At 33.9% G+C, this 10558-nt stretch carries 10 protein-coding genes; 4 read left to right on the top strand and 6 right to left on the bottom strand.

From position 1 onward, the window contains the following. Positions 1 to 558: 558 nt before the first annotated feature. The gene (locus tag ACI6MV_RS24345; RefSeq protein WP_407272913.1) at positions 559 to 1374 is read left to right on the top strand and encodes a ZIP family metal transporter; all 816 of its coding nucleotides are present in this window, start codon (positions 559 to 561) and stop codon (positions 1372 to 1374) included. A gap of 115 nt (positions 1375 to 1489) precedes the next feature. Here ACI6MV_RS24345 and ACI6MV_RS24340 read toward each other — a convergent pair whose 3' ends face one another. Both ACI6MV_RS24340 and ACI6MV_RS24335 read right to left on the bottom strand, forming a co-directional pair. After that, a complete protein-coding gene (locus tag ACI6MV_RS24340; protein WP_407272912.1) occupies positions 1490 to 1813 on the bottom strand; it encodes an ArsR/SmtB family transcription factor in 324 nt (107 codons plus the stop codon). 92 nt (positions 1814 to 1905) lie between these two features. After that, a complete protein-coding gene (locus ACI6MV_RS24335; protein ID WP_407272911.1) occupies positions 1906 to 2604 on the bottom strand; it encodes a ZIP family metal transporter in 699 nt (232 codons plus the stop codon). A gap of 218 nt (positions 2605 to 2822) precedes the next feature. Between ACI6MV_RS24335 and ACI6MV_RS24330 the strand changes: the two genes are divergently transcribed. Beyond that, complete coding sequence (locus ACI6MV_RS24330) at positions 2823 to 5207, top strand: heavy metal translocating P-type ATPase (RefSeq protein ID WP_407272910.1); 2385 nt, start codon at positions 2823 to 2825, stop codon at positions 5205 to 5207. Positions 5208 to 5550: 343 nt separating this feature from the next. Here the strand turns inward: ACI6MV_RS24330 and ACI6MV_RS24325 are convergent, their stop codons facing one another. Both ACI6MV_RS24325 and ACI6MV_RS24320 read right to left on the bottom strand, forming a co-directional pair. Continuing rightward, positions 5551 to 5979 (bottom strand): disulfide oxidoreductase, encoded by a 429-nt coding sequence (locus tag ACI6MV_RS24325; protein ID WP_407272909.1) that lies wholly within the window; start codon positions 5977 to 5979, stop codon positions 5551 to 5553. Positions 5980 to 5982: 3 nt separating this feature from the next. Then, positions 5983 to 6660 carry a DsbA family protein gene (locus ACI6MV_RS24320; RefSeq protein WP_407272908.1) on the bottom strand — a complete coding sequence of 226 codons (678 nt, stop codon included), beginning with the start codon at positions 6658 to 6660 and terminating at the stop codon, positions 5983 to 5985. Between the two features lie 396 nt (positions 6661 to 7056). Here ACI6MV_RS24320 and ACI6MV_RS24315 point away from each other — a divergent pair, with 396 nt between their 5' ends. Beyond that, on the top strand, positions 7057 to 9039 hold the full coding sequence (locus ACI6MV_RS24315) for a heavy metal translocating P-type ATPase (protein ID WP_407272907.1): 1983 nt from the start codon (positions 7057 to 7059) through the stop codon (positions 9037 to 9039). 378 nt (positions 9040 to 9417) lie between these two features. Continuing rightward, positions 9418 to 9630: a hypothetical protein gene (locus ACI6MV_RS24310; protein ID WP_407272906.1), complete on the top strand. Its 213-nt coding sequence runs from the start codon at positions 9418 to 9420 to the stop codon at positions 9628 to 9630. A 134-nt stretch (positions 9631 to 9764) separates the two neighbouring features. Here ACI6MV_RS24310 and ACI6MV_RS24305 read toward each other — a convergent pair whose 3' ends face one another. Further along, on the bottom strand, positions 9765 to 10010 hold the full coding sequence (locus tag ACI6MV_RS24305; protein WP_407272905.1) for a hypothetical protein: 246 nt from the start codon (positions 10008 to 10010) through the stop codon (positions 9765 to 9767). A gap of 166 nt (positions 10011 to 10176) precedes the next feature. Next, a partial coding sequence (locus ACI6MV_RS24300) for an integrase core domain-containing protein (RefSeq protein ID WP_407272904.1) occupies positions 10177 to 10558 on the bottom strand: 382 nt, incomplete at its 5' end.

The following is a 10558-nucleotide window of genomic DNA, read 5'->3' as shown; positions in this document are numbered from 1 at the left end:
TTTTCTTCTAAAAGGTCGTGGTAGATTGGATCCAATCGTCCTATCTATACAAACAGCTACAATTACAGTTATTAACAAAACGGTAATGTCTCTTAAAATATGTTTATACGTCATTTGTTTTTTAATAATATATGTCTTTATTTCGGACCAAGTGTAAGTATTGTAATTAATGAATGATAGGTTACTGTCACTAATCTTTTTGTCGTTTGTGATAATTATGTCATATTTTGACAGGTAATCATTATTAAAAAAAGGGAAATTCCCATAAGCAATACTAATAACAAAAGGAATAACAACAAATATAATAATACAGCTTAAAAGTGGAATTATTATAACTTTACTTTTTCTTCCTCTCACTATTTTCACCACCTTATAATACTATTCTATTATGATCAAAACTGTAAATATGCCCTATTGATATAATTATAATGGTTTATTATTAAAGTATTTTAAATAAAAAGTTTACCTGAGGAAACATTTTTGTTATGATGCATATATTGTATGGTGAATATTCATCCATATTTGTATCTTGAATAAATGAAAAAGGAGGACGAAGTGATTATTGACTTTTTTGTTACTTTAAGTCCTATTACTCAAGCGTTATTTGGTACTTTATTTACTTGGGGTATGACTGCACTTGGAGCTGCTTTGGTGTTTACAACAAAGACAATGAACCAAAAACTTTTAGATGGAATGCTTGGTTTTGCAGGTGGAGTTATGATTGCGGCAAGTTTTTGGTCTCTATTATCACCTGCAATTGACATGGCTGATAAAGATGCGTTACCAGCTTGGCTTCCTGCTGCGATAGGGTTCATGCTTGGTGCAGTATTTTTGTGGGGAGTTGATAAGATTATTCCCCACTTGCATCCAAATTCAAAAATGGAAGATGCTGAGGGTATCCAGCCTAGTAAAAGAAGGAGAAGCACGCTATTAGTACTTGCTATTACACTGCACAATATTCCTGAAGGTCTAGCAATAGGGGTTGCTTTTGGAGCTGTTGCGGCTGGATTTCCATCTGCATCTTTAGCAGCTGCAGTGACGTTAGCTATTGGAATTGGCATTCAAAACTTTCCAGAAGGTACTGCAGTTTCCATGCCTTTGCGGAGAGAAGGGATGTCCCGTCGAAAGAGCTTTATGTATGGGCAATTTTCGGGTATGGTTGAGCCAATTTCTGCAGTAATTGGTGTATTAGCTGTAACTTTAATGGAACCAATTCTACCTTTTGCTTTAAGTTTTGCTGCCGGGGCAATGATTTTTGTGGTTGCTGAAGAGGTAATTCCTGGATCACAGGAAAATGGAAATAAAGATCTAGCGTCCATGTGTTTAATGATAGGTTTTACTGTAATGATGATTTTAGATGTAGCATTGGGCTAGTTAAAGTAAATCCCCATAAAAATAGCCAATCATATAAGTGATTGGCTATTTTTATGGGGATTATATGTACAGATGATTATTTTTGATCAGAGTTTAATTTTGATAATCAGATATTCTAATGATGTAGAGCATGTTTAATGGCTTGTTCTAACAAGTTTATTACATGTTCATCATCATGAGAATAATACAAAGTTGTTCCAGCTCTCCGATACTTAACAAGCCTTAAATTTTTCAAAAAACGTAACTGGTGAGAAACTGTAGATTGTCTAAGATTCAAATATTCTGCTATTTCGTTGACAGAGTATTCTGTATCAAAGAGCAAATTTAAAATTCTAATTCTTGTAGGATCACCTAATGCCTTAAATGATTGTGAGATTACAAATAATGTTTCTTCATCGAGATCATTGATTTTACTTTCATTATCATTATTTTCAGTCATTTTATCACCTCGTATATGGGCAAGTTATTTGTTCATCGTCATATTATAAAATAACTAAAACATTGTCAACTGATATAGTAATCAATGGGCTTTTAAGAACTGCATAAATATAAAACAGTTGCCGTGCCAAGTACTAAAACTTGAATAAATTGTGTTAGTTTCAGGGTTCTAGAAGGTTTTATTATTAACTCTAAGACACTTACATAACCTAATGAACCAATAGAAATCCCCATGAAGATGGTTCTTAAACGATAGTCTTGAAAAAGGGATTGTTCACCTAATATTAGTGCTAAAAAGAAGCATAAAACAATAAGAAATGTGAATGAAATAAAAGAATAGGTGGAATAAATCGCACTACCTGCCCCCACTAAAGATAAAAATAAAGCCAATCCTTCAGGAATTTGATGAATAATGAAAGGTAGAATTAATTCGTTCGATGTTGTACCTTGGTTTGTCCAATTAGAGCTGATGGCAATTCCAGTAGGTATGTTGTGTATACTTATCGCAATAACTAAAAAAATAGCACCAAATGAAAGTGAATTAGTTTTAGAATAATTTTTGAAGGACTCGGTAAGTAAGTGAACTTCTTGCATCACAACTATTCCCAATAGGAAGCTAATAGTGAGACCAATCCAATTATAGGATACAACAGTTTCAGGAATTATCTCTAAAATAATTAAGCTTAATATAACTGATCCAGCATACACATAAAGTTTATTGACCTGTTTAACCACTTTATTTATCACTCCACCTAATGTCCCACCTATTATTAAACCTAATAATACGAACATGCTTATATATATCATTACCTGCAGATTCATCTAATCAGTCCTTATTAGTTATATTTTCAAGTTATATACAAGCTTATACAAAGAAACGGGATTTTATGAAAATATAAGGGCGAAATATCTTTGAAAAAGTTTTTGACATTGGATAGTATGTTTGAGTATAATGAATATATGAATAAATGCACATATATTGTATTTTGAAATGGAAGGGGAAGTATCCTATGGGAGAAGCACAGAAAAAATCGAAACAAGAATATCTTCTTGAAGGACTAGATTGCGCCAATTGTGCAGCTAAGATTGAAAATGGCGTTTCTAAAATTGAAGGGGTTGAAAATTGTTCAGTAAACTTTGCTACCAAAACGATTACCTTTGATTCAAATGAACATGAATTGGATGAGGTTTCTAATAACGCAAAGAAAGTTATTGGAAAATTGGAGCCCGAAGTAGAAATAAAAAGTAAAAATCAATTAAAACAATTTCACCCAAATCGGGAATTTTTGCTAGAAGGGTTAGATTGTACCAACTGTGCAGCAAAAGTAGAAAGAGAGGTTGGTAATTTACCGGGAATTACAAGTTCATCTGTTGATTTTGTATCAAAGAAGTTAACAGTTGATTATAGTGATCCTTCAACATCAACGGCAGCATCAAAAACAATTAAACAAACCGTTACACGTCTTGAACCACATATTCAAGTGAAGGAATTTGGAGAAAAATCTACTAGCAGCCAAAGGGAAGGTCATGGTCATGACCATTCACATGGGGAAGGTGGCTTAAAACCACTCATAACTAGACTAATAGTTGGTCTTATAATTTCTTTAATTCCATTTTTAGGTAATTTCAACCCTTCAATTGAATTAGCACTTTTTCTCACAGGTTACGTTATTGTCGGTGGAGATATCGTCTGGCGAGCTGTGAAAAATATTTCAAGAGGTCAAGTATTTGATGAACACTTTTTAATGAGTCTTGCGACAATTGGTGCCTTTTTAATAGGGGAGTATCCAGAAGGTATTGCTGTTATGCTTTTCTATCAAATTGGTGAATTATTCCAGAGTATAGCGGTCAATCGGTCTCGTAATTCAATCAGTGAATTAATGGATATTCGACCAGATTATGCGAATCTAAAAGTAAATGATGAGATTAAGAAGGTAGATCCTGAGCAAGTAAGTGTTGGAAGTTTCATTGTTGTTAAGCCAGGTGAAAAGGTTCCGCTGGATGGAAAAGTATTGGACGGTAAATCAACAGTTGATACATCTGCTTTAACTGGTGAGTCGCTTCCAAGGAGTATTGAGACAGGAAGTGAGGTATTATCTGGATTTATCAATAAGAATGGGTTGTTGACAATCGAAGTAACAAAGCCATTTTCTGAATCTACGGTAAGTAAAATTTTAGAGCTTGTTGAAAATGCTAGTAGCAAAAAAGCACCAACAGAGAAATTTATTACTAAGTTTGCCAGATATTATACACCGGTAGTAGTAATAGTAGCAGCAATATTGGCTTTTGTTCCGCCTTTAGTTATATCAGGAGCAACATTCTCTGATTGGATTTATCGTGCGCTTATATTTCTAGTTATTTCTTGTCCTTGTGCACTAGTTGTTTCGATTCCACTTGGCTTCTTTGGTGGAATTGGTGGTGCTGCAAAACAAGGAATCCTTGTAAAGGGTGCAAATTATTTAGAAGCATTAAATAGTGTCAAGTATGTAGTATTTGATAAAACAGGAACCTTAACAAAAGGTGTGTTTGAGGTAACCCATATCCAACCTTCCGAAAGCATAACGAAGGATCAATTACTTGAATATGCAGCTTATGCAGAGGTTCATTCAAACCATCCAATTGCCACGTCTATTTTAAAAGCCTTTGAGAAAGATGTGGACCAAGCACTTATTTCGGATTACAATGAGGTTTCAGGACATGGACTTGAAGTTCAAACTAATGGTAATCAGATACTTGCTGGTAATAAAAAGCTCATGGAAAAAGAAGGAATTAATTTTGTAACGCCTACTAAAGTTGGGACTGTTGTACATGTTGCTGTTAATAAACAATATGTAGGTCACATCATTATTTCCGATCAAATTAAAGAGGATTCCATTGAAGCAATTAAATCTTTAAAAGCCTTAGGGATAAAAAAGACAGTTATGTTGACTGGGGATTCATATGCTGTTGCTAAAGAAGTAAGCGAAACAGTTAAGCTTGATGCATTTTACGCAGAATTACTACCTCATGAAAAGGTAGAAAAAATGGAAAAGTTAGATGGAGAAAAATTAGCAAATGAAAAATCAATCTTCGTTGGTGATGGTATTAATGATACACCTGTTCTTGCGCGTGCAGATATTGGGGTTGCCATGGGTGGATTAGGTTCAGATGCAGCCATCGAAGCAGCCGATGTTGTTATCATGACAGACGAACTTTCTAAATTAGCAGAAGGTATTAAGAAAGCAAGATATACGAAAAAGATTGTTTGGCAGAATATTATATTAGCACTTGGAATTAAAGCAATTGTTCTTCTTCTAGGAGCTTTTGGATTGGCAACAATGTGGGAAGCGATAATTTCTGACGTTGGTGTTACTCTTTTAGCAGTTCTAAACTCTATGAGAGTGCTGAAAAAATAACATTGATAAAGTTGGCCTGTGAATTCTTACTATTCATAGGTCTTTAAATCTAATCAAGATTCAAGTAATCCACTTAAATGGGCAAGAGTAGAAAGTGCATATTCTTTAGAAGTATTTGGATTAACTGCATTCATGGGTCAGTCATGGCCACCACACCAAATTTATAGTTTAATTTAATCCTATGGAGCATCTCTGCTCTTTTTATCTTTATATGACGGTGATATTGTTAATACTATTATTAACACAGATATGAATAATATCATTAATGTATGCTAGGAATTCAGTAGTTAAATATGAAATGTAAAAGAGGTGCTATTCCTTTGGAATAGCACCTCTTAAATAATTAATTTTCATTTTGGGGGATTTTTGTAACTACCATAATTATAGTAATCAAAGTGAAAGCTGTTAAGGCTAGGAATGGAATGGTAATAAATTCAAGCCAGTTAATATACTCAGTACTGCATGGAACACCGTTAGTACAAGGTTTAATTTCTGCAAAACCTGGTACCTTTTGCTCCAAGTAATGGAATAGTGATATGGATGAACCAATAATCGTTATTGGTAATACATATTTTTTAATAGTAAATTCATTTTGAAATGTTGCTATGCCAAGTATCAATGTTAATGGGTACATCAAAATACGCTGATACCAACAAAGTTCACATGGAACAAACCCTCGAATTTCACTAAAATAAAGACTTCCAAGAGTTGCAATTACTGATATTAACCATGCTATATATAAGGAGAATTGTTTTATATCCATTTTGTTCATATTCTAATTACCTTTTAACGCATTGTCTATAGCGGTTTTGATTGCTTCGTAATTAAATGGTTCTTCTATCACTGTCTCATTTACCATAATAGTTGGTGTAGACTGCACGTTAAATTCAGTTACTATTTCTTCGTCATTACTTACTTCATTTTTTTCTGAATTACTCTCTAAAGCCGATTTTAATTTCTCTGTATCTATACCCTCAATCCCATTGGCAATTTCAATAATTTTCTCAGGTGTAATCCATTTACTGTCATGATCTTCATCGGGTTGTTCTTCAAAAAGTTTTTTATGAAAATCCCAATATACATCAGGGTTTTGTTTATAAACCGACTCTGCGGCTAGAGAACCTAACTGTGACTCTTCTCCATGAAATAAAACATTAATAAAAGAAAATTTAACTTTGCCAGTATCAACATAATCACTTACCAATTGAGGGAAGATACTTTCACCCCATGCTTTACATGCAGGACATTTAAAGTCTCCAAATTCTACTACTGTTACAGGCGCATCCAAATCACCTAGTGTAGGCTGTCCTTCAATGGATGGCTGTTTATCTAATGTGATTCTTTGATTAGTTTCTGATTTATTATTACTAATTACTACCAAAGCAACTAGTAGTGCAACAAAAACTATCGTAAAAATCATAGTTATCTTCACCGGTGAACTTTTATATTTCATTTCAGCACCTCACTGTATAGTTATATGAATAACATTGTACCATTAACTTTTTAAACTTATTAGTTAATTAAGTAATGTTCAAATATTTTTCACATTATTATGTGGTTAGTTGAATCCAAATGACAACAAAACTATTCTAACATAGGTTTCTTGCAGTTTGTTCTACACGGATTATTTTAATAGGAAAATAGGGGAGAAATTTTCTTTATTATAACAAACTTAAGCCAGAATTCCCTTTCTATAATCTCCGATTTAGGAGGGGGGTCACTAGCTAGCTAAAAACTTTAATGGTGATTTGATTTATAAAAGTATAGTCAATTGTTTATATTAAAAATAGTTAGGGAAAGCATTACAAATATATTTTTAACGATAACAAGTATTGGAGGTTAAGTTATTTTGAATACTCAAAATGAAAATGAGGATCAAAAACACGATCATGGCGGGATATTTGGCCCAAATACAGAGTTAATTTTTTCGATTATCTCGGGCGTATTACTTGTGACTGGTTTTGTTTTAAGTTTAATTAATGGATTTCCAGATGGGATTAGCTTCCTGTTATATATTGGTGCATACTTTTTTGGAGGTTATTTTACAGCCAAAGAAGCTATTGTAACAGTATCAAAAGGTGGCTTTGAGATTGATTTCCTAATGCTTTTAGCTGCAATAGGTGCTGCTATTTTAGGAGAATGGGCAGAAGGTGCTTTGTTATTATTCTTATTTAGTTTAGGACATGCTTTGGAACATTTTGCTTTAAACAAAGCTAGAAAATCAATAGCTGCCCTTGCTGAAATTGCTCCAAAGACTGCAGTTGTAAGAAAAGGAAATCAACAGAAAGAAGTTCCTGTTGAAAAGTTGCAGGTTGATGATATCATAATAATTAAACCCAACAGTAAAATTTCAGCTGATGGTGTAGTAGTTAAGGGAACCAGTAGCGTAAATCAGGCCCCTATTACTGGGGAAAGTGTACCAGTTGATAAAAGACCAATAGAGGATGAGACAATAGATTTTCAGGATGAGAAAAATTCCCCATCATCTGAAAATAGAGTATTTGCTGGAACGATTAATGGCTCTAGTGTGCTAGAAGTAAAAGTAATAAAAGAAGCAAGTGATTCTACATTAGCTAGGCTAATAAAGCTTGTGAATGAAACTGAAGAGCAAAAGTCTCCAACTCAACAATTCACTGACAGGTTTGAAAAGTTTTTTGTACCATCTGTACTAGTTTTAGTAGTAGTATTACTTTTTGCATTTTTAGTAATTGATGAATCATTTAGTGATAGTTTTTATCGAGCAATGGCAGTATTGGTTGCTGCGAGTCCATGTGCTCTTGCAATCTCTACTCCAAGCGCTGTTTTAAGTGGTGTAGCAAGAGCCGCTCGTGCAGGGGTTCTTGTTAAAGGTGGTAGTCCTTTAGAAGATTTAGGTGATCTTACTGCTCTTGCTTTTGATAAAACAGGAACATTAACAGAAGGGAAACCGAAATTAACGGAAGTATTACCTTATGGTAATACAACTAGTGATGAACTTCTTGCTTCAGCGTTTGCTGTTGAAAAACTAAGTGACCACCCCCTGGCAAGAGCTGTAGTAGCTGGGGCTGAAGAAAGACTTGGTAATAAAAAGATAGAGGAAGCTGATACGTTGAAGTCGGTGACAGGAAGAGGTATCAAGGCAAATTGGATGGGTGAGGAAGTATTCATTGGTAATAAGGGCCTTTTTGAAGAAGAACTGGGCGTTTCTTTACCAACTGAGTTAGCAAATATTTTAGAGAAGGTCGAAACCAGTGGGAATACTGCAATGATTGTTAAGAAAAGTTCTGAATTTTTGGGAATTATAGGATTAATGGATACGCCTAAAAAAGAAGCTAAAAGTGTAATTTCCAGTCTAAAACAAATTGGAATTAAACGGGTCATTATGTTAACTGGAGATAATCAACGGGTAGCAAATAGCGTGGCTTCTGAAATTGGAATAACGGATGCTTGGGGTGGTTTGTTACCTGAAGATAAAGTTGATGCGATAAACAAATTAAAACAACAGGAAAATAAAGTTGCTATGGTTGGTGACGGAGTGAATGACGCTCCTGCAATGACTAAAAGTACTGTCGGTATTGCCATGGGCGCTGCAGGGTCTGACGTTGCATTAGAAACTGCTGATATTGCATTAATGGCTGATAACCTCACTGACTTACCTTTTGCCATTGGTCTTAGTCGTAAAAGTAAGAGTATTATAAAACAGAATTTATGGGTTAGTTTAGGTGTTACAGCCCTTCTAATTCCTGCAACTATCTTTAATTTTGCTGGTATTGGTATAGCTGTTCTTATCCATGAAGGTTCAACATTATTGGTTGTTTTTAATGCATTACGATTATTAGCCTATGATAAATAATTAACTTTATCAATAAAATTACCTTCGTTACTTTGTGCGATGCTGGTTTGAAAATAGCAATAAATCTTGTGGGGGTTCAAGCAACTATTAATATTCCGAGTAAACTATATTTGTTTCCATAATCATAATTTATTGTATTCCTAGTTTGGCTTTACAACAGGTTGCTGTTATAAGTGGTTTATGAGGAATGGAAATTTGCTTCATATGGCAGGTATCATAATAAGGTATATAAAGAACATGAGCAAAGGCTGATGCCACAAGGTGGTGTCAGTCATTTTTGACTTATTTATTTTCCCTTCAAGCAAAATTGACAATTTAGTGAAATAAAATTGACAATTCAGTGAACAAGTTAGATAATATATTAAAGAAGGTGATAAAGTGAAAATTTTAAATGCTGTGAACTATACTTGTGGAACAGTACTTACTATTGGAATTACTTTATTTTTGCTCGGCGTAATTGGTAGCGGTTTCAATTTGTTTGTACCTATTGGTATAGGTACTGTAATAGGTGCAATATTTATTTTTTTAATGGGGGTTTTTCTGGTAGTGTCTGAAGAAATGGTGGAAAGAACTTCTGTTGGGAAAACATAGTTACATCAAAATGAAGAGAATATAAATTCAAAATAAAATAGCTCTTAAATACTAAAAGCTTGGATTGACACTAATCTAAGCTTTTAGTATTTAAGGTTATGTTATAAACCCATTATTTTTGGTAAATGTACATTTCACTTTTGGATAAATAATAACAAAAATGAAATTGTTCCAATCACAACCAAACCAAGGCCAACTATTTTTTTGCCAACTGTGCTTTTATAATATAAATAGACAAAAGATAAGTAGAAGACTATAGCAACGGAATAAAATACAATGCCAGTATAAAGTTTTTCGTTAGAAAAATTCATAAAAAGGTATAAAACTGTCAATAGATACGAAATAAAACCAATTAAATAAAGTACTTTACTCGTTTTCATCCAATCCCTCCATTATATTAATATATATGATAATTAATTTCAGTAGAAAAAGTTTCCTATAAACTGATGAACTAGTTTTTTTATGTTATTTTTTCTATATTGATATTGTATTATGTACGGTGTTTGTCAAGTTAGTTGTCGTTTTTAATCCCAATTTTGTATAGCGTTAAGAAGTTTTTTTATTCTCCTCAGATTTGTTTTCTGAACGTTCTGGATTAAGCCAAACTTCCTCTTCAAGCGTCCAATCCCTTGTTTCCCTTGACCATCTTTCTGGATGCCGTGCTTTTGCCTGTTCGTATACGCGCTTTCTTTGCGCAAGGATCTCGCTTGCGGATCCATCATGCCTTTGATTCGGCGTTAAGAAATTAAGCCCACTGTGTCGGTGTTCCTTGTTGTACCAATGCACAAATGATAATACCCATTCTCTTGCTTCTGTCAGCTCGGAGAACCTTCTTGCTGGGTAGTCTGGGCGATACTTACACGTCCGAAAAATCGATTCGGCATAGGGATTATCATTGCTCACTCTAGGTCTGCTTCTAGATGGCGTA

It is taken from the genome of Radiobacillus sp. PE A8.2 (assembly GCF_045635475.1).
In the GTDB taxonomy this organism is placed as follows: domain Bacteria; phylum Bacillota; class Bacilli; order Bacillales; family Amphibacillaceae; genus JBJGXI01.
The sequence above is the reverse complement of the archived record's forward strand: the minus strand, read 5'-3'. Positions and strand labels throughout refer to the sequence as shown.

Coding starts and splice junctions, on each gene's coding strand:
- ACI6MV_RS24340 (WP_407272912.1), bottom strand. CDS start 1,813: ATGACTGAAAATAATGATAATGAAAGTAAAATCAATGATCTCGATGAA.
- ACI6MV_RS24335 (WP_407272911.1), bottom strand. CDS start 2,604: ATGTTCGTATTATTAGGTTTAATAATAGGTGGGACATTAGGTGGAGTG.
- ACI6MV_RS24330 (WP_407272910.1), top strand. CDS start 2,823: ATGGGAGAAGCACAGAAAAAATCGAAACAAGAATATCTTCTTGAAGGA.
- ACI6MV_RS24325 (WP_407272909.1), bottom strand. CDS start 5,979: ATGAACAAAATGGATATAAAACAATTCTCCTTATATATAGCATGGTTA.
- ACI6MV_RS24320 (WP_407272908.1), bottom strand. CDS start 6,660: ATGAAATATAAAAGTTCACCGGTGAAGATAACTATGATTTTTACGATA.
- ACI6MV_RS24305 (WP_407272905.1), bottom strand. CDS start 10,010: ATGAAAACGAGTAAAGTACTTTATTTAATTGGTTTTATTTCGTATCTA.